Origin of the sequence: Halosolutus halophilus (assembly GCF_022869805.1) — an archaeon.
In the GTDB taxonomy this organism is placed as follows: Archaea; Halobacteriota; Halobacteria; order Halobacteriales; family Natrialbaceae; genus Halosolutus; species Halosolutus halophilus.
In genome coordinates this window covers 4,405,087-4,424,128 of the sequence record NZ_CP094974.1, presented here as the reverse complement: position 1 = coordinate 4,424,128, position 19,042 = coordinate 4,405,087, and the positions used below count along the sequence as shown (strand labels likewise).

Annotated in this window: 18 protein-coding genes; 8 read left to right on the top strand and 10 right to left on the bottom strand. The window is 66.8% G+C overall.

From position 1 onward, the window contains the following. Positions 1-65: 65 nt before the first annotated feature. The 3 genes from MUG98_RS21800 to MUG98_RS21790 form a co-directional block, all read right to left on the bottom strand. Positions 66-2,384 (bottom strand): nitric-oxide reductase large subunit, encoded by a 2,319-nt coding sequence (locus MUG98_RS21800; protein ID WP_265109523.1) that lies wholly within the window; start codon positions 2,382-2,384, stop codon positions 66-68. Between the two features lie 218 nt (positions 2,385-2,602). Beyond that, the gene (locus tag MUG98_RS21795) at positions 2,603-2,971 is read right to left on the bottom strand and encodes a group I truncated hemoglobin (protein WP_265109522.1); all 369 of its coding nucleotides are present in this window, start codon (positions 2,969-2,971) and stop codon (positions 2,603-2,605) included. 99 nt (positions 2,972-3,070) lie between these two features. Beyond that, entirely contained in the window at positions 3,071-4,021 is a 951-nt protein-coding gene (locus MUG98_RS21790) for a DMT family transporter (protein WP_265109521.1), read from the bottom strand. A 259-nt stretch (positions 4,022-4,280) separates the two neighbouring features. Here MUG98_RS21790 and hemC point away from each other — a divergent pair, with 259 nt between their 5' ends. The 4 genes from hemC to MUG98_RS21770 all read left to right on the top strand — a co-directional run bounded on the left by hemC (position 4,281) and on the right by MUG98_RS21770 (position 7,585). After that, a complete protein-coding gene (gene hemC, locus MUG98_RS21785) occupies positions 4,281-5,417 on the top strand; it encodes a hydroxymethylbilane synthase (protein ID WP_265109520.1) in 1,137 nt (378 codons plus the stop codon). Next, complete coding sequence (cobA, locus tag MUG98_RS21780) at positions 5,418-6,224, top strand: uroporphyrinogen-III C-methyltransferase (protein ID WP_265109519.1); 807 nt, start codon at positions 5,418-5,420, stop codon at positions 6,222-6,224. 6 nt (positions 6,225-6,230) lie between these two features. Further along, positions 6,231-7,118 (top strand): uroporphyrinogen-III synthase, encoded by an 888-nt coding sequence (locus MUG98_RS21775; RefSeq protein WP_265109518.1) that lies wholly within the window; start codon positions 6,231-6,233, stop codon positions 7,116-7,118. Positions 7,119-7,225: 107 nt separating this feature from the next. Then, a complete protein-coding gene (locus tag MUG98_RS21770; RefSeq protein WP_265109517.1) occupies positions 7,226-7,585 on the top strand; it encodes a hypothetical protein in 360 nt (119 codons plus the stop codon). Between the two features lie 28 nt (positions 7,586-7,613). On the opposite strand, the gene MUG98_RS21765 is transcribed toward MUG98_RS21770, so the two are convergent. Then, the gene (locus MUG98_RS21765; protein ID WP_265109516.1) at positions 7,614-8,054 is read right to left on the bottom strand and encodes a YndJ family protein; all 441 of its coding nucleotides are present in this window, start codon (positions 8,052-8,054) and stop codon (positions 7,614-7,616) included. 104 nt (positions 8,055-8,158) lie between these two features. On the opposite strand from MUG98_RS21765, the gene recJ reads away from it, so the two are divergent. Further along, positions 8,159-9,670 carry a RecJ family nuclease gene (gene recJ, locus MUG98_RS21760; protein ID WP_265109515.1) on the top strand — a complete coding sequence of 504 codons (1,512 nt, stop codon included), beginning with the start codon at positions 8,159-8,161 and terminating at the stop codon, positions 9,668-9,670. 25 nt (positions 9,671-9,695) lie between these two features. On the opposite strand, the gene MUG98_RS21755 is transcribed toward recJ, so the two are convergent. Beyond that, positions 9,696-10,451, bottom strand: coding sequence for a PHP-associated domain-containing protein (locus MUG98_RS21755; RefSeq protein ID WP_265109514.1), 756 nt, complete (start codon positions 10,449-10,451; stop codon positions 9,696-9,698). 308 nt (positions 10,452-10,759) lie between these two features. Next, complete coding sequence (locus tag MUG98_RS21750) at positions 10,760-11,143, bottom strand: hypothetical protein (RefSeq protein WP_265109513.1); 384 nt, start codon at positions 11,141-11,143, stop codon at positions 10,760-10,762. A 166-nt stretch (positions 11,144-11,309) separates the two neighbouring features. Here MUG98_RS21750 and MUG98_RS21745 point away from each other — a divergent pair, with 166 nt between their 5' ends. Then, the gene (locus MUG98_RS21745; RefSeq protein ID WP_265109512.1) at positions 11,310-11,627 is read left to right on the top strand and encodes a DUF5783 family protein; all 318 of its coding nucleotides are present in this window, start codon (positions 11,310-11,312) and stop codon (positions 11,625-11,627) included. A 58-nt stretch (positions 11,628-11,685) separates the two neighbouring features. Beyond that, the gene (locus MUG98_RS21740) at positions 11,686-12,045 is read left to right on the top strand and encodes a NifU family protein (RefSeq protein WP_265109511.1); all 360 of its coding nucleotides are present in this window, start codon (positions 11,686-11,688) and stop codon (positions 12,043-12,045) included. Positions 12,046-12,055: 10 nt separating this feature from the next. Here the strand turns inward: MUG98_RS21740 and MUG98_RS21735 are convergent, their stop codons facing one another. After that, entirely contained in the window at positions 12,056-13,003 is a 948-nt protein-coding gene (locus tag MUG98_RS21735; protein WP_265109510.1) for a ketopantoate reductase family protein, read from the bottom strand. A 111-nt stretch (positions 13,004-13,114) separates the two neighbouring features. Further along, positions 13,115-13,414 (bottom strand): TFIIB-type zinc ribbon-containing protein, encoded by a 300-nt coding sequence (locus MUG98_RS21730; RefSeq protein ID WP_265109509.1) that lies wholly within the window; start codon positions 13,412-13,414, stop codon positions 13,115-13,117. Positions 13,415-13,853: 439 nt separating this feature from the next. On the opposite strand from MUG98_RS21730, the gene MUG98_RS21725 reads away from it, so the two are divergent. Continuing rightward, a complete protein-coding gene (locus MUG98_RS21725; RefSeq protein WP_265109508.1) occupies positions 13,854-14,762 on the top strand; it encodes an alpha/beta fold hydrolase in 909 nt (302 codons plus the stop codon). A gap of 173 nt (positions 14,763-14,935) precedes the next feature. Here the strand turns inward: MUG98_RS21725 and MUG98_RS21720 are convergent, their stop codons facing one another. Both MUG98_RS21720 and MUG98_RS21715 read right to left on the bottom strand, forming a co-directional pair. Continuing rightward, a complete protein-coding gene (locus MUG98_RS21720; protein WP_265109507.1) occupies positions 14,936-18,580 on the bottom strand; it encodes a DNA polymerase II large subunit in 3,645 nt (1,214 codons plus the stop codon). Position 18,581: 1 nt separating this feature from the next. After that, positions 18,582-19,001 (bottom strand): PPC domain-containing DNA-binding protein, encoded by a 420-nt coding sequence (locus MUG98_RS21715; RefSeq protein WP_265109506.1) that lies wholly within the window; start codon positions 18,999-19,001, stop codon positions 18,582-18,584. Between the last annotated feature and the right edge of the window lie 41 nt (positions 19,002-19,042).

Here is a 19,042-nt window from a genome sequence, read left to right as displayed (position 1 = left end):
GGTGGGGACGCGGTGGACCGGCCGGGTCGTGGATCGGATGCGGGGCCGGCGGGAGACGACCGCCGTCAGTCGTCGTCGCTCACCGATTCGACGCCGTCGGCGACGAGCCGATCGGCGATGACGTGCGAGTGAGTGGTCGACTCCTCGCTCACGGTCGGCTTTCGCTGGAAGAGCAATTTCGCGACGACGTCCCAGGCGAAGACGATCGCCCCCAGGATCAACAGCGTGTCACCGGGCATGCGCAGCCAGAACAGGGTCTGGACGATCCCGCTGTCGTAGAACGCGAGGCTGCGCGAGGCGGCGTACCCCTCCGTGAACGCGACCTCGAGTTGGAGGAAGCCGACCGGGAGTAGGGAGAGGAACAACATGAGCGCGAGGCCGGCGTTGCACAGCCAGAACGACCAGCGCAGCCGTTTCGCGGACCACTTCTCGGGGCGGGTGGTCACCCGGAGGATGTAGACGGCCATCCCCATCGCGAGGAAGCCGAAGGCCCCGAACATCGCGCCGTGGGCGTGAGCGACGGTGAGGTAGGTCCCGCTCTCGAAGTAGCTGATGACCGGGAGGTTGATGAAGAAGCCGATGACGCCGGCCCCGAAGAAGTTCCAGACGGACGAGGCGACGATGAAGTAGAAGGCCGTCCGGTAGGGGAAGTCCGTCCCGGCGGCGGCCATCGCGCGGTACTGGCCCAGCGCCTCGTAGAGGATGAACAGCAGGGGAATGAACTCGAGGGTGGAAAAGACGCTGCCGATCGGCAGCCACACCTCGGGGAGGCCGGCCCACCAGTAGTGGTGGGAGACGCCGATGATGCCGCTCCCCATGACGAGTGCGGCCTGAAAGATGACGGCCTTCTCGGCGGACTTCTTTGTCAGGAGGTTCATCGAGACCAGCGTCAGCGCGATGACGACGAGGATGAAGAACTCGAAGACGCCCTCGACCCACATGTGGACGACCCACCAGCGCCAGAACTCGGTTATGACGAAGTTCGTGTCGGGCGTGTAGAGGAAGCCGGCCGTGAACAGCAGGCCGATCGAACCGCCCGCGTACACGATCATGTGGGCCAGCCCGTACCGGGGCTCGCGATCGAGCAAGGGCTTGAACCCGCGCGCCACGAGGGCGGTCCAGCCGAGGAAGCCGACCAGCAGGCCGGCCTGCCAGACGCGACCGATCTCGACGTACTCCAGCCCCTCGTTACCCAGGAGCCACCACCACTCGCCGCCGAAGAAGTTGTTGACGCCGAGCCAGATGCCGGCGAGGCCGCCGACGGCGACGACGAGCAACGCGCCGAGCAGCCCCTTCACGTACAGCGCCTGCTTGCGGGGTTCGCGGCCGGTCAACAGCGGGGCGAGGAAGAGTCCGGCTCCGAGCCACATCGTGGCGATCCAGAGGATCCCCAGGTCGACGTGCCAGGTTCGGACGATCGTCCACGGTAGGTACTCGAGGACGTCGAACCCGACGGCCTCGTGGAGGCCGAAGAAGTCGTCGCGCTCGACGTAGTAGTGGGCGAGCAAGCCGCCCAGGAACGTCTGGAAGACGAACAACAGCGCCCCGATGAGGATGAATCTGGTGCTCAGGAGCTGACTCGGGGTGAGATCGATCTCCTTCGGGTGGGGGATCGAGACGCCGTTCGCTTCGGGCTCGGGGAGTTCGACGGCCTGGTAGAGCCAGATCGCGACCCCGGCGCCGGCGACCAGTAACACCATCGCGATGACGCTCCACGTCATCACGGGCCCGCCGGCGTCGTTGCCCGCGGCGGGCGAGTACGGGAAGTCGTTGGTGAACGAGGCGTCGGAGCCGGGGCGATCGGTGTGGGAGATCCAGGCGGTCCACAGCGCGAAGTCGGCGAACTGCTCGGCTTCCTCCTCGGTCGGGATCAGTCCCTCCTGGATGCCGCGCTCGCGGTCGCCCTCGTGGTAGCGCTCGACGTACTCCTCGCGAACCTGCTGGTGGGCGTACGCTTCCGCGGCGGAGTACTCGACCCGTTCGCCGTGGCTGCTCGACTGGAGTTCCTGCCGGACCGTCTCGTCGATCGCGGCCTGTTCGGACGCCTCGAGGTCCTCGTAGGCCGTCTCGTACTCTTCTTGCGCGTAATAGTCGCGCATGTGGTCGGTCTTCGACTCGAGGGCGTCGGCAGTGTAGTCGACGTCGTAGTAACTACCACGGCCCAGGGCCGACCCCTGATTCATCAGGCCGTTCTCCTGGAAGACCGCCTTCCCCGACTGGACGTCGTCGCTCGTCGCGACGGTCTCGCCGTCCGGGCCGACGATCGTCTCGGGAATCTCCGGTTCGTTCTCGTAGGAAAGCCACGCCCCGCCGCCCATGACGACGAGGTTCACGAAGAAGATCACCGCGAGGAACGCGGCGAGTTGCTTTCTGTTTACCTTCATTACAGTCGGATGTCGACGTGCAAGACCCGTCAAACGGCCCGGCTTTTCCTACCGGCTGGAAAAGGACCCGAACGAGTTCGCGACAGGGATTAGGGGTGACCGGGGTGGAGTTTCGTCGGACCGGCGAGGGCGACGAACGGTTGCCGTCGACCCGATCGAGGAGGTCGATCGGACGCGTCGCTCTCCATTCCCACCTCGATCGTCCGATCGCGGAAGAATCAGTCGGCGGCGACGGTGACGACGTCGTCCTCGTAGCCGGCGACCGCCTCCATCACGGCCGCGCGATCGGCCTCCTCGACCTCGAACTCGACCAGCGTCTCCGCCAGATGCGTCGCGATCACGTCGAAGTCGGACGGCGTGATATCGAGGTGGTCGTGCGCAGACTGCATGTCCTCGCCGGAGTACTCCACCGGGCCGCCGGCGACCGAACTGAGAAACTGCGTCTGGTGGGCGCGCTGTCTCCGCATGTCGACGTCCTCGAAGAAGTGGGCGACGCGGTCGTCTTCGAGCAGCCGTTCGTAGAATCGATCGACGACAGCGGCGATTGCGTCCTCGCCGCCGAGCCGTTCGTAGATCGTTTCGCTCATCGAGCCCAGATATGGAATTAACGCGGATAAAAGCCGGGCCGGATTCCCGGAAGCTGGGAACGGACCCGTACCGGCGGCGAGATTCGACGTCGAAGATCCCTAGCGATCGCGTCGTCGGTCCGAACCGCTCGTTTCGACCGCGCGGGATCCCCGGCCCGCGAGTTCCGTTCGGATCGAGTCGCGCGTTATCAGGACGAATCCGCAGACGATGACGGCGAACCCGGCGACGGTACGCGCCGCGATCGGTTCGTCGAGAACCGCCCAGCCGCCGATCGCTGCGAAGACGGGTGCGGCGTACCCGATCAGATTGATCTCGATCGCCCCGATCCGGTCCAGCAGTTCGAAGTAGAGCAAGTACCCGAAGACGCCGGCGACGAGGGCGAGGTACGCGAGTCCGAGCAGCGCCGGCGTCGTCCACTCGATCGCACCGAATCCGGGAAGCGGGAGCGCGATCGCCGCGACGTGCAACAGCGGCGCCCCGACGACCATCATCCACGCCTGCATCGATCGCACGGGGAGGGCGGTTCGATAGCGACGCGTCAGGACGGCGCCCAGCGCGAACGCGGCGGCCGACAAGAAGACGAGCAGGACGCCGAGCATCGTCGCCGCGTCCGCGCCGTCGAACGTCGGATTCGCGACGATCACGACGCCGACCAGTCCCGTACAGAGGCCGAGAACGCCGACGAGATCGAGTCGCTCGTCGGCCAGCAGCGCCCACGCGAATCCGGCGGCGAGCACCGGGTCGAGGCTCATGACGACGCTCGCGACGGCGCTCGTGACGTGCTGCTGGCCCGCGAACAGCAGCGCGTGGTGGACGGCGACGAACAGCGTCCCGCCGAGAACGACGACGCGCCACTCGTCGATCGTTTCGGGATACCACCGATCGGTCGTGACGCTCGCGTACGCGAGCGTCGCCACGGCCACGATATCGAACCGGAGGGCTGCGAGCGGAACGGGCGGAATGTACGGCAGCGCGGCGCGCGCCGCGACGAACGACAGCCCCCAGACGGCTGCGAGCAGGACGAACAGTCCGGCGGTACCGTATCGCATACACTCCAGCAACGGGATGGGGTCCGATAATATTTATCATCGTGTTGATACGCATCAACACGATCCGCGGTTGCGCTCGCCGACGACGTCGTTCGTCGTCGTGGTCCGCCGCCGTGACCCCGATCGTCGGACCGCTGCCGCGATCCAGTCGTCGGACCGATCGTCCGGCGGGACGACAAGCGGGGCCCGGCGATCGATCCGTCGCCCGGCCCGGCGGACAAGCGTGCGCTTTTCATACTCGAGGCGACCACTACCGCCTATGAGAACGCGCGGGACGTTGCGACTGGCGACACGGGGCTCTGCACTCGCCCGGCGGCAGGCCTCACTCGTAAAGGAGGCCCTCGAAGACCGGCGGTACGAGGTCGAACTCGTGACCGTCGAGACGACGGGCGACCAGATCAGGGACGAGTTGATCCACCGACTGGGGAAGACGGGCGCGTTCGTCCGCGAACTCGACGAGCGCGTCCTCGAAGGGGACGTCGACGGCGCGATCCACTCGATGAAGGACATGCCGACCGAACAGCCCGAGGAACTCATCACGGCCGCGATCCCGGAACGCGGCCGACCGGGCGACGTCCTCGTCACGCCCGAGGGAACGACGCTCGATGATCTGCCGGACGGCGCGATCGTCGGCACGTCGAGCCTGCGCCGGCGCGCACAGTTGCTCTCGGAGCGGGCGGACCTGGAGGTCGAGCCGCTGCGCGGGAACGTGGACACGCGCCTCGAGAAGTTGCTCGCGCCCGCGCTCCAGGCGGAACACCAGGAGCGATCGGAGGCGGACAAGGAGCGCAAAGGAAACACCGGAAACGACGACTTCGAACCCGAGTACGACCGCACCGTCGACGAGTGGTTCGACGACCTCTCGGAACTCGAAAAGCAGGCCCTGGGTCGCGAGGTCGAGACCGCCTACGACGCGATCGTCCTCGCGGAGGCGGGCCTCGAACGCAGCGGCCTCGCGCACTACGTCGACTACCAGCAACTCCCGACGGGGACGTTCGTGCCCGCGCCGGGTCAGGGCGCGCTCGCGGTGACCGCGACGGACGGCGAGACCGCCCGCGAGATCCAGTCCGCGATCGACCACCCGCGAACCCGGGTCGAGACGACGGTCGAGCGCACCCTCCTCGCGGAACTCGGCGGCGGCTGTATCGCGCCGATCGGCATCTACGCCGTCGTCCAGGGGGAGTACGTCCACGCGTCCGTCCACGTCTCCGACCGGGAGGGCGAGGAGTCGGTGACCGCGAGCCGCGACCTCCCGGTCGAGACCCACGTCGAGGCCGCCCGCGAGTTCGCGAACGACCTCGCCGATCGCGGTGCCGCGGAACTGATCGAATCCGCGCGCGAGGACGCCGAGAGCGACGACGATCCGGCCCCGGAAGACCAGCCGGAGGGGAAGTAGATGGCGGGCGGGTCGACCGACTCGAACGGCCCACAGCCGGGCACCGTCTACCTCGTCGGCAGCGGCCCCGGCGATCCGGACCTGCTGACCGTCAGGGCGAAACGGCTGCTCGAGGACGCCGACGTCGTGCTCCACGACAAACTCCCCGGTCCCGAAATCATCGACCTGCTGCCGGAGGACCGCCGGGAGGACGTCGGCAAGCGCGCCGACGGCGATCGCACGCCCCAGTCCGAGATCAACGAGCGGCTGGTCGAACTCGCCCGCGAGGGGAAGTCCGTGGTTCGGCTCAAGGGCGGCGACTCGTTCGTCTTCGGCCGCGGTGGCGAGGAGGCCGAGTACCTCGCCGCCCACGAAGTGCCCTTCGAGGTCGTCCCCGCAGTTACGTCCGCGATCGCCGCGCCCGCCGTCGCTGGGATTCCGGTCACGCACCGCAATCACGCGTCCTCCGTCTCGTTCGTCACCGGCCACGAGGATCCCACCAAGGAGGAATCGGCGGTCGACTGGGAGGCCCTGGCCGCGACCGGCGGCACGATCGTCGTCCTCATGGGCGTCGGTCGGCTCCCGGACTACACGACGGCGCTGCGCGAGGCCGGAATGGACCCAGAGACGCCGGTCGCGCTCGTCGAACGCGGCACCTGGCCCGGCCAGCAGGTCGCGACCGGCACCCTCGAGACGATCGTCGACGCCCGCGACGAGGCCGACGTCTCGCCGCCCGCCGTGACGGTGATCGGCGACGTCGCCGGCACGCGCGACTCGGTCGTGGAGTTCCTGCAGAACGACTACGGCACTCCGAACGAGGAGGCGTGACGTACGATGAGTGACGACACCCCCACGGTCGCCGTCTTTCGCCCCGACGACGATCGGCTCGCGGACGCCGCCGACCTGCTCGAATCACTCGGTGCGGACCCCGTTCCGGACCCCATGCTCGCCGTCGAACCGACCGACGCCGCCCCACGGACCGACGCCGACTACGTGATTTTGACGAGCAAGACCGGCGCGGAACTCGCCGCCGACGCCGGCTGGGACCCCGGCGACGCGACCGTCTGTGCGATCGGGCCCGCGACGGCCGACGCCCTCCGCGACGTGGGCTACGAGGTCGATCTCGTCCCCGAGGAGTTCACGTCGAGCGGCCTCGTCGCGGCGCTCGACGGGAGCGCGGAGCGTGGCTCCGGGGAACGAGCGAGTAGCGCGGAACTCCGTTCCGCGGACAGTCGAGTAGCGAGGGACTCTCCGAGTCCCTCGGACCATGCGAGCGGTCCGTCAGACCGCGAGCAGACGGCGGAGCCGCGAGCCGGGGTCGACGGTGTCCGCATCGAGGTCGCCCGGAGCGATCACGGCAGCGACGTCCTGCTCGAGGGACTCGAGAGCGCGGGCGCGTACGTCCACGAGACGATCCTCTACCGGCTGGTCCGACCCGAGGGGAGCGGCGAGTCGGCCGAACTCGCGGCCGAGAACGAACTCGACGCCGCCTGTTTCACCTCGTCGCTGACGGTCGATCACTTCCTCGAGGCCGCCGACGTGCGCGGGGTCCGCGAATCGGCCCTCGCGGGCCTCCGGGGCGCGACCGTCGGCGCGATCGGCGACCCGACGAAGCGGACCGCCGAGTCGCGGGGGATAGACGTCGACGTGGTACCGGCGGAGGCGACGTTCGACGCGCTGGCCCGCGAGACGATCGCGGCCGTTCGAGAACCCCACGAATAACGATCACGTGAGTCGATCGAGCGGGGCTGAAACGCCGCGTGCGTTCGGGACGACCGGAATGAGCAAGGTCAATCGCTACCCCTCTCGGGCCGCTATTCGGGGGTACGATGACAGCAGCACGGACTCTCGAGAGCCACCTGGATCCGCCGGGCACCGTCGGGCTCCGACTCGCATTTGTCACGCTCTGGGGTATCGACATGGTCGCCGCGACGATGTTCTTCCTCGTTCCGTACGCGACCGAACTCAATCCCGTTACCGTCTTCTTTTACGGCATATTCGGATTACCCGGCGTCGCGCTCGCCGCGCTGTGTTACGCCGCAATCGTGGTTGCGATCGGCCACGTCCTCTCGGATCCGATCGACGGGCGGTTCGTGGCCACCGTGGTCGTCGTCTACCTCGCACTGGTAGCGAACAATCTCCTCTTGCTCCTCTTTCGCAACCCGGTGCCGGAACTGCTCGGGATATGAGAAGGGGGTCGATCCGAGTACCCGAGAATTACGCCCGCGGGTCGCTCGGCGAGGCCGTGGCGCCGCCCTCGAGCAGTCGGAGCGCGAGGACGGCCGGGAGGGCGAAGCCGAAGGCGTTGACGCTCCCGTGCCAGCGGATCATCGCCGGGATCGTGACGATCGGGGACGCGTCCGCGAGCGCGGAAGAGGCGAACGCGAGCGCCAGTGTCATCGTCCAGAAGAGCGACAGCGTGGCGATAGCGAGAAGCGTACCCGGGAGTCGCGGAACCGCCGGCACGACGTCGCGGAGCACGAGCGTCGCGAAGCCGGCGACGCCGGCCGTGAACAGCGCGACCGCGACGGCCTCGACCAGGGGAGAGAACGCGATCCCGATCGCGATCAGGAGGATCCCGAGGACGATCACGGCCGTCGTCCCGGCCGCCGCCGATCCCGTGATCGTCGGCGCGAACCTGCCGTCGGCGGCGGCCACGTGCCGACCGACCAGCCCCGCGACGAGCGGAAGGACGAATCCAGCGTAGAGCCGTACAGGGACGATCCACGGGTTTATGAACGAAGCCGTCCCACAGTTTCTCGATGGCAGGGCCGGTTCCCGAACTCGAGGATCGCGCGGTAGCATGCGCCCAGCGGCTGTGTGACGCCGATCGCGTGTTGCTCGCGTCACACATCGACGCCGACGGACTCACCAGCGCGGCGATCGCCGCGAGCGCACTCGAGCGGGCGGCGATTCCGTTCGAGACGGTCTTCGAGAAACAACTCGACGAGGACGCCGTCGCGGACATCGCGGCGACCGACTACGAAACGGTCCTGTTTACCGACTTCGGGAGCGGCCAGCTCGATTGCATCGGCGAGCACGAAGACGCGGGCGATTTCACGCCCGTCATCGCGGATCATCATCAGCCCGCCGATCGGGAGACCGAGTACCACCTCAACCCGCTCCTGGTCGGAATCGACGGGGCCGCAGAGCTGTCGGGGGCCGGTGCGAGTTACGTCCTCGCGCGAGCGCTCGCCGACGTTTCGAATGAAGACCCCTCCGTCGCAGCGGATGGAGGTGAACGAACCGTCGGACTGCGCTCCGACGGTGGCACCGTCGCCGCATCGACGGCCGCGAACGCCCGCGCCGACAACCGTGACCTCGCCGCCCTCGCCGTCGTCGGCGCCGTCGGCGACATGCAGGCCTCGGGCGGGGAACTTCACGGCGCGAATCAGGCGATCGTCGAGGAGGGTGTCGCGGCCGGCGTCGTCGAGACCGGAAAAGATCTCGCCCTCTACGGGAAACAGACTCGACCCCTCCCGAAACTGCTCGAGTACGCCACGGACGTCCACGTTCCCGGCATCTCGAACGACCAGCAGGGTGCGCTGCGCTTTCTCAGCGACCTCGACCTCGAGTTGAAACGGGACGGGGAGTGGCGGCGCTGGTCCGGGCTCACGAACGACGAGAAACGGACTGTCACCAGCGCACTCGTCAAACGAGCCGTTTCGAGTGGCGTCCCCGCGACGAAGATCGACGGGCTGGTCGGGACGGCGTACGTCCTTCCCGAGGAACCGATCGGTACCGAACTCCGGGACGCAAGCGAGTTCTCGACGCTGCTCAACGCGACCGCCCGGTACGAGCGGGCCGACGTCGGTCTCGCCGTCTGTCTCGGCGATCGCGACGGGGCCCTCGAACGCGCCCGGAAACTCCTGCGGAACCACCGCCGAAACCTCTCGAACGGGATCGATCTCGTCACCCGGGAAGGCGTCACTCACGAGGAACACGTCCAGTGGTTCCACGCCGGCGATCGCATCCGCGAGACGATCGTCGGTATCGTCGCCGGGATGGCGATGGGCAACGAGGGCATCAGCCGATCGAAGCCGATCGTCGCCTTTGCAGCCAAGAACGACGACGAGATCAAGGTCTCGGCGCGCGGCACTCACTCGCTCGTCCGGCAGGGACTCGATCTCTCGGTCGTCATGGGAGAGGCCTCCCGGGCCGTCGACGGCGACGGTGGGGGCCACGACGTCGCGGCGGGGGCGACGGTCCCGAAGGGACGCGAAGAAGCGTTCATCGCACACGCCGACGAGATCGTCGGCGAGCAACTGTCCTGACGAGTGCCACCGTCGACCTGACGAGCTATCCCGATCGATCCATCGACGCCGGTATCGTCGGCACCAGCGGCGCTCGCGACGTCAGCAGGTAGGTCGACTTGCGAACCGCCCCTTTCGCGTACTGGACGGTGCTCTTGTGGACCGGGGTCCGTTTGCCGTGGATCTGCGTTCGGCCCTCGAGGATCGCGTCGACGAGGTCGTCGCCGTTGATTTCCGCCTTCGTCGGGGTCTCGGCGCCGGGTTCTACGCGGATTTCGGTGTAGGCCTTACCGACGTTCGGCAGGTAGTGGGCGTCGCTCGCGCCGATCTCGGGGTAGCCGCGTCGACGGGCGAACGTTCGTGCACGGCGATTCCGGTAGCCAGTGAAGAGCATCGAGTTGTACGTCTCGATCGCGTCGGCGTCGTCGATGTGCCGTTTTCGGACGCCGTGGCGACTTCGCTGGAACGGGTGGGGAACGATCGCGATCCCGCCGAGTTCGCGGACGGCCTCGACGGTCTCCACGAACGGCTGTCCGGGGTCGGGCCGTTCCTCGACGCCGATCGCGAGCAGGTGACCGTGACGGGTCGACACCTCGACGCCGGGGATGCCGACCAGGCCGTACTCCGGCGCGAGGTCGGCGGCGCGCAGGGATTCATCGATCTCGTCGTGGTCGGTGATCACGATGCCGTCGAGTCCGATGTCGGCCGCGTGTTCCAGGACGAGTTCGATCGGTTCGTGCCCGTCGTAGGACTCGTCCGAGTGGACGTGAAAATCGATAGCGAAGGAGAGATGAGATGTCATCGGCGATCGACCCGTGCTGATACCTACCTACTTTCGTCGCCAGTATAAGTACTCCGAACCTGCCAGGAGCGGACGGCGGATCGAGTACCGGCATCGGCTGCGACTCGATCGATGAGAGCGGTGGCGAGCACGTCTGCGTCGAGAGTACTGTACACCGGGGCGGTTCGAGGGTCAGCCGGCCACCGAAACGCGACTATTTCATATCGTAACATAGGATTTATCGAGGGGAGTCGTTCGGGTTTGCGGACAGCGACTGGAACGGACGACGGGAATAGAATCGAGTCGGTCGGCTGACGGCGATCGGATTACTAGACGGACGGGTTGTCCGGGACCACGCCCGCGAGCGAGACCTCCTCGAGAACGGCCTGGATCTCGCTCACGTCGGCCGAATCCTCGATCTCGTCGTGAATCCGGCCCATACACTCCAACAGACCATCGACTGCGGCCCGACGCGTCGAGACGCGACCGATCGCCTCGGTGATCGATCGGTCGTTGAGCGTGTAGCTGTACCTGAGTTCCCAGCAGCGGCTCAGACCGAGCCCCGGGTGCGACTGATCGGGGAGCGTGCGGTCCGCGATCAGTTCGAGCGGGGATTGCGTGTGACGATACGAAACGTAATCGTCACCCGACTCGGCGGGACCCCACCCCGGTGGCAACGCTTCGCGTGGGATAGGGTGCTGGTCGGTGGGCATGGTGCTTGATATCCACGACGGGAGTGGGTGTCGATTCCGCTTGCGTACGCCTCCTCCGTATGTAGGACACCCCTACCGCATCAATCGGGGGAACTGTCCGTTCGCAGTGAACCGCTGCGACCCGGTGATCGTCCCACTTTTGTCTTCGCTCGCGTTCGTATCCACCATGGCCGACTTCGATCCCGAGAAGTTCGAGGACAAGTACGCCAACTACTTCCCCGAACTCCAGCAGGCGTACAAGAACGCGTTCAACCGGATGAACGACCAGTACGACTCCCAACTCGTGCACGCGATCGACCAGCAGGTGTTAAACGAGAGCGAACCGTTCTACGAGGGTGACGGCGAGTTCCGCGTCGAACTGCCCGAGGACCCGTACGATCGGGTCACTGGCGTTCTCGTCGAAGAGGATCGGTTCGAGGAGGTCCTCGAGATCCACGTCGAAGAAATCGAGCGCGAACTCCAGCGCGTCTTCGGATTCGCGTAACTCCAAGGTCCACAGAAGGGACGGAAGGTTTAGGGTCTCCGATACCGAAAGGGCGTCTATGAGCACCGAGACCCAGGACGGGGACGACCTCGAAGACCGCGTCGCGAACTTCCTGCGACGGAACTTCCCGCAGATCCAGATGCACGGCGGCAGCGCGGCGATCCAGGACCTCGACCGTGAGACCGGCGAGGTCTCCATCGCCCTCGGCGGCGCCTGCAGCGGTTGCGGTATCTCGCCGATGACGATCCAGGCGATCAAGAGCCGCATGGTCAAGGAGATTCCCGAGATCGAGAAAGTCAACGCTACTACCGGAATGGACGGCGGCGACGACATGGGCGGCGGCATGAGCCCCTCCTTCCCCGGCGAAACCGTCGACGACGACGGCAGCGCCGACGAAGGCCCCGAAGCACCGTTCTAACCCGTCACCGTCACGGCGTCGTTCCGGACGTTTTTCCCGACCCCGAGTTGCCGGTCTCCGCCCGGAGGCCGCGACCCCGCTCCCACGTCCGCACCAGTCCCGTCAGCACCCGGTTCGTCGGCACGTCGATTCTCCGTTCGGCCGCCCGATCGACCACGTAGCCGTTGATGGCGTCGATCTCGGTGCGCCGATCGGCGCGAAGATCCTGGTGCATCGAGGAGGTGTTCGCCGCGGTCGCCGCGGCCACGTCGTCCATCGCAGCGAGTGCCGCCCGGTTCGAGAGACGAACGTCGGACGCCCGGGCGACCCGTGCCGTCTCCCGGGTCGCTGCCCGGGCGAGCGCGTTCGCGTCGGCGTCGAGGACGGCCCCGTTTTCGGTCCTCGTCAGGGCCGTCACGGCGTTGATTCCGGCGTTGACGGCGAGTTTCTCCCACAGCCGCAGGGGCATGTCCCCGGCGACGACCGTCTCGAGACCCGCCCGATCGAAGGCCTCGCCGACCCGATCGGCAATCCGGGACTCGCCGCCCTCACGCGGCCCGAGGACGATCTCTCCGATCCCCGTACACTCGACGACGGCTGAATCCCGCAGAATCGCGCCGTAGGAAGCAGTTCCAGCCAGAACCGGGCAGTCGAGCCGATCGGCGAGCGTCGTCTCGTTTCCCATCCCGTTTTGCAACGAGAGAACGGCATCGAACGATCCCGTCGAGAGCGTCTCGGCGGCCTCAACCGTGTCGAACGATTTGACCGTCACGATCACGAGGTCAGCGTCGAGATTCCGGCCGTCCGCCGTCGCCGCTGGCCGGACTCGATCGTCGAACTGACCGGTAAGCCGGAGCCCCGACTCGCGGACGGCACTGGCGTGAGCCGCCCGGGCGACCAGCGTGACGTCGTGCCGACGGGCGAGCGCCCCGCCGACGAGACTCCCGAGACTGCCGGCCCCGAAGACGACGATGTCCATATTTCACTCGTCGCGCCTGGACGTCAAAGGCAGTTCGGGTCCGATTTCAGGGGGACCAACACTGGATCGTCGATGATCCCACGAAAAGTCGCCGGAGCGGTGTCGGCCCACTCAGTCCTCGGTCCAGTAGTACAGGTCCTCCCGGTCGCTCCCACAGGACGGGCAGGTCTCCGGCAGATCCCGATCGAGACTCCCCATCTCGCCGCACTCGAGACACCGCCACATCAGTTCGGCTTCGCCGAACTCGTGACCCGATCGGACGTGTTCGACGCTCATCCCCTGGATCCCGTCCCGGAGGGTGACGTAGAACCCCTCCTCGTCGAAGCCGCGAATCCGGCCGATCCTGGCTCCGTCCTCGGTGTAAACTTCCGTTCCGAAGCCGAGTCGCGGTTGGTGCTGTTCGTTGGTCATATGAGATTTCACGCCGCGCACCCGTATAAAGGAGGGAGGGCGGCCAGCGCGGCAGAATCTTCAGGATCCGCGAATTTCGGTATCTTCGATCAAATTCGAGAGATAAACCAGATCTCGCTATATCAAATCGATCCGGATCGACTGTAGTAGCGGGACCCGACTCGGCACCGACGGCCGGTCGTCACGCCGGCATGAACGATGTAAATTGGACATAAAAATGACCACAAACATTATTTAGTAACCGTCCCGAGTAGGCAGGAATGAGAACTGGTATCACGGCATCGTCGGCCGGGATCGGGGCGACGATCGACGACCGCCCGACCAGCCCACGGGCCGGAAGAGGCGTCGTGGAAGGAAGCGCGACGGTATCGGTCTGCCCGGGCGAGCGACGCGGCGTCGTCACGGGTGGTAACTGGCCCACTTGCGATCGGCGGCGACCATGACCGGGACCGGCGTCGCCACCGTCGGGAACTGTCGCATCGCCTACCGGCGCGCGGGAACCGACGGACCGCCCGTCGTGTTACTCCACGGGGCAGGGATCGACGACGCGACGGTCTCGTGGCGTCACACCGTCGACGCCCTCGCGGAGGAGTACCGCGTCTACGCGCTCGACTGGCCCGAGTACGGGAACAGCACCGGCTCCGTCGAGCACACGATCGACGCGTACGTCGACGTCCTCGACGGCTTCCTCGCGACGCTGCCGTACGACAGCGTCTCGCTCGTCGGCATCTCCATGGGCGGCGGCGCAGCCCTCGGTTACGCGCTCGCCAGCCCCGGCCGCGTCGATCGACTGGCGCTCGTCAGCAGCTACGGGCTTGGTGAGCGACTGCCGGAGGCCCTGACGTGGAAGCACCTGTCACAGATCCCGGGGGCCGCGGAGTTCGGAAAGATCGCCGCGAGCGTGTCGAACCGGAGCGTTCGCGCCGTCCTGGACGGTCTCGTCGCGGATGCGGACAACCTCCCGCGCGAGTTCGTCGACGACGTCAGGGCGAAACTCAAGACGCCGCGATCGTTACAGGCGTTCAAACAGTTCCAGGGCAACGAACTCTCCTTCAGCGGCCGGGTCGCGACGAACTTCGTCGACGACCTCGACTCGCTCGCCGTGCCGACGGCGCTCATCCACGGGAAACAGGATCCGCTCGTCCCGGTCGAGTGGTCGATCCGTGCGGCACGGCGAATCCCGGACGCCGAAGTGGACCTCATCGAGGACTGCGGGCACTGGGCGCCACGGGAACGACCGCAGCGATTCAACGACGCCCTGCTGGAGCGGTTGCCGGGCCGGCGGTGCGCGCCGACGATCGAGTATCCGGACGCCGAGATGCCGGGACTGGGCAGCGTCGGTGACTGACCGGCGACGAGGACGCGTCCGCCGGACTCACCGCGAGAGAACACCGCAGGCGCTCTCGAGCGGGCCGACGACTGATGTGGAGTGACGCGAAGGGTCACGGAACGGAAGGAGGAGCCCTTTCGATCGACCTTTTGCCGAGCGACGAGGCGACGTGCGCAGCGCAAACGGTCGGTTCACATGAAATCCTCGATCCCCGACTGCTTGTTCTTGTCGTTCTCGAAAATGCTCTCGAGCGCCCGTTCGAGCACCTCTAACCGCTGTTTCGTGTAAGTCCGGCAGTCGTACTCCTCGGCGACCTCGATCGCCGTCTGCATGTACTTGTTCACGGAGCCCTTGTGGACGGTGAGGTTGACCCGGCCGCCACACTCCCGGCAGTCCTCGGTCAGCGGCATTCGGCGGAACTTCTCGCCGCAGTCGAGACAGCGCGTCTCCTGGCGGGAGAACGCCCGGAGGTTGCCGATCAGGTCCGGCAGGAAGTGGTACTCGATGACCCGCTCGGCGACGTCCGTCTCGTCGACGGCTTCGAGTTTCCGCGAGAGCTCGAGCTGGGCATCCATCTTGTCCATCATCGAGCCGAGCGTCTTGTACGCCGAGAGGTCGGGCCCCATCGCGATGTCCGTCGTGTCGTGGGTGTGCTCGAACCCGGTGTACTCCCCGTCGGTGCCGAGCGTGTCCTCGGCGATCTGGACGTCGACCTCGCCGGGGTCGGCCTGCTCGCGCGTGGCGAGGTAGAACTCGCGGGGGTACTGCGTGACGATGTCCATGTTGTGCGCCTCGTCGTCGATCTCGGAGGGGTCGATCCGGGAGGACATGACGAGGGGCGCGTCCATCTTCCCCCCGCGTTGATCTGGCAGGAATGTTTTACTAAAGTTCAATAGACCGTCCAGAAGGAGCATCACGCAATCTTCGTCTCCGTCGCAATTCCTTCGTTTCGCGGCGTGAAAGTACGGATGCGCGTATCCGACTGCGGCGCTCGTAAAACCGATCACCCTCCCGACAGTTGCCGCACTCGTGTGCGGTGCCATCCCGAAGACGAGTTCCCCCACGAGGGCCTGCCGATCGTCGAGTTCGTAGAACGGCTCGAGGCCGTAGTACTGCTCCAGCAGGTCGTCGATGAAGTCGGCGGTCTGGAGCATGTGCTCGGCCGCGCCGTCCGAGAGGACGACGTCCTGGACCTTGAGTTCGACCAGTTGGTCCTCGTGGGTCAGCGGTTCGCCGTGAACGTCCTCCTCGTAGCCGAGCGCCCGCAACTGGCCGACGTCGACGTCGAGTTCGCTCGCCCGGACGGACGTCACGGGGAGGTCGGTCATGTCGTACCGGACGGTGCCGTCCTTGAACGAGGAGACGTCGTGCTTCGCGCGCAGGACCCCCTTCTCGATCGGTTCGGGGATCTTGGTCGTCGAGGACAGCCCCTTGACGCCCTTGAGGATCTCGAAGGCGTTCTCGCGTTCGCCGACCGACTCCAGGGCGGCGCGGTACTCCTCGTTGATGTCGATCTCGCGGGTCTCGACGCAGGTCGCCTCGATCTCGCAGCGATCGCACTCGACGCGACCCGCCTCGTCGGGGTCGACCCGCTGGTCGCAGTCGGGACACCGGTAGTCGGGCGTCGTCCGCTCGTCGCAGTCGGGACAGCGGTTCGTGAACGTCTCCGTGCCGCAGTTCGCACAGCGCTTGCGGCCGACCTGCACTTCGACGACGCCGGGCGTGTCCGACATCGTCTCGGCGTGTTTGGCGGCCTTGGAGACGTCCCGCTGTGCGCCGCCGGCCTCCCCGATCGGGAACAGGGTGTGGACCGGCGGGCTCAGATCGCGGCGCTCCGATTTCTCGGGGCGACCCATCCGGTTCCCGATCCGGGTCGGGGCCCGTTCGCGGACGGCGAAGGGTGCCACCTCGTTGACGGCCTCGATGGCGTTCTCGCCGGCCTCTTCGTGGCCCCAGTTCCGGGCGCGCTCGGAGAGGTCGTCGTCGGACCAGGTCCGTTCGAGTTCGACGGCCCGCCCCTCGGGATCGCTCCCCTGGACGCTGGCCCCATCGGTCGCGGTGTGACGGATCTCACAGCCGAGCGTTCGGACGAACGGCTCCCAGTCGTCGATCTCGAGGCGGTCCTCGCGCTGGCGATGCTCGATGACGATCGTCTCGAGGGCGTCGCGAGCGACGTCGGTGTGGTCGATCACGAGCGTCTCGCCGTCGTTCGTGACTCGGCCGTCGGCGACGGTTTCGGCCAGCGAGCAGAACGAGTCGACCGAGAGGTCGTGCCAGAGATAGGTGTACTCGGGGTGGAGCGGCGCGTCGTACTCCGTGGCCCACTCGAGGGCCCGATCGGCGGTCGGGAACTCGAGGTCGACGTGGGGATCGTCCTCGAGAGCCTGGACGTCCGAGCCGGCCGCCTCGAGGTCCTGGACCCACCACTCGTAGGTGTAGGAGGCGGGGGCGAGCGGGTGGTTGTTCTCGACGAATTCGCCGTAGTTGACGAGGTACTCGCCGAGATCGAGGATCTTCTCGACGCCGTTTCTGATCTCGAGGGCGTCCTCGGGGTCGTCGATCCGCCGGACGTCGCCGTTGGCCAGTTTGACGGTCGGGCCCTCGATCGAGTCGACGGGGACGACGCCGGCGGCTTTGCCGGGGCGTTCGGTCTTGATCTGGGTTCCCGTCGCGAGGAAGTCGTCCACGAGGTGCATCGCGGCGGGGTGGACGCCGGCGGTCGCGAAGCCGTGGTTCCGCGCCCGGCCGTAGCGCAGGCGGAAACCGCCCTGCGCACAGGGATGGGAGAAGACCGGACGGCCGGCGATCAGGTCCCGCAGGAACTTCGTCGACTCGTCGACCCGCGGCGGACCCGCCGGTTCGTCGGCCGCGGGATCGTTGCCGTCTGCCGTCGCGTCTTCCTCGTCAGCGTCCTCGGCCGTCTCCCAGTCCTCGTCCTCCGACTCGTCGCCGCCGTCGCTTTCCTCGTCGTCGGTCGCGTCACCCTCGTCGCTCGCGTCGTAGTTGCCGTCGATCAGGTCCTGGAGCCACGGCCAGTCGACCTCGTCCAGATTCCGGGTGTAGCGCTGGATCTTCGGGGCCTTGAGGGCGATCCCCTCGGCCATGACCAGACACATCCCGCCGCGGGCGCTGTTGGTGTCGACCCGTTCCAGGTCGCGAAAGCCGGAGACCTCCTCGTCGCCCGTCGCTTCGCCGTCCAGCATGATCGGCATGTGCTTCGCGATGAACTTCGTCTCCTTTCCCTTCGGCGTGTACTGGAGGCCGGTCTCCTTGTCGTAGAGACCGATCTCCTCGGCGTAGCGCTCGACCTCCTCCTGGCGAGGCTCGTACTGCTCGATCCCCACCAGCGCGCGGGTGTAGTCCGCGACCAGCACCGAGAGCGCCTGTGCGGTCCCGCCCGCCGATCGGATCGGCCCGGCGTAGTAGACGTTGACGAACTCCGTTCCGTCGTCGTTCTGGAGGATCTCGACCCGGTCGATCCCCTCGATCGGCGCGGCGACGACGCCCTCCGTGAGGAGGGCGACGGCAGTCCGGACCGCTCCCTCGACCTTGCCGGCTTTCGTCTCGTAATCGCCGACCTCGCCCTCCGCGAAGTCCTTCGCGAGTTCCAACGCGGCCTCCTCGCGGCTCATCTCCCCCTCGAGTTCGCGCACGCGCTCGGCGACGCCGTCGATCCCGAGGATGTTCTCGACCCGATCGGCCATGTCCTTGGCGACGGGAATCTCGACCTCGGGACGGGGATCCGCGCTACCTTCCTTCGCCCGTTCGGCGACGTCGAACGCCTCGTCGAGCTGGGTTTCGAGCCGCTGGAAGTACTGCCGGTCTGCCTCGCGCATGTCAGAGCCAGAGATCGAGATCGGTCGTCTCGTCGTGTTCCCGTTCGAGCCCCTGCTCGAAGACCCGCATGTGGACTTCGCCAGCCCAGACCGTCGCCTCGTTCAGGTGGCCCGCGACGGCGTCACCGTCGGGGCCCGAGAGGACGACGTGCGTGTGCGCGAACCGTTCGTCGTCTAACCACGACACGTTCCCCACGCAACTCGCCACCTCGAGTGGCTCGTCGAACTCGATCGGACGGTACTCGCAGTCGTCCTGATCGTAGAACCACAGTTCGGCATCCTGTACCGCGCCGAGGGCCGTAAACCAGGCCGCGTCGGCTCCGACCTCGTCCGCGAGCGATTCGATCTCGGCCCGCCAGTCGGCACCGGTCTCGAGGCGGGCGACGTACTCACCCGCGGTTTCGACGGCTCGGTAGTTCATACGGAACACCTGTATCGGCCGATAGAAAAAGCTCTCCGTTT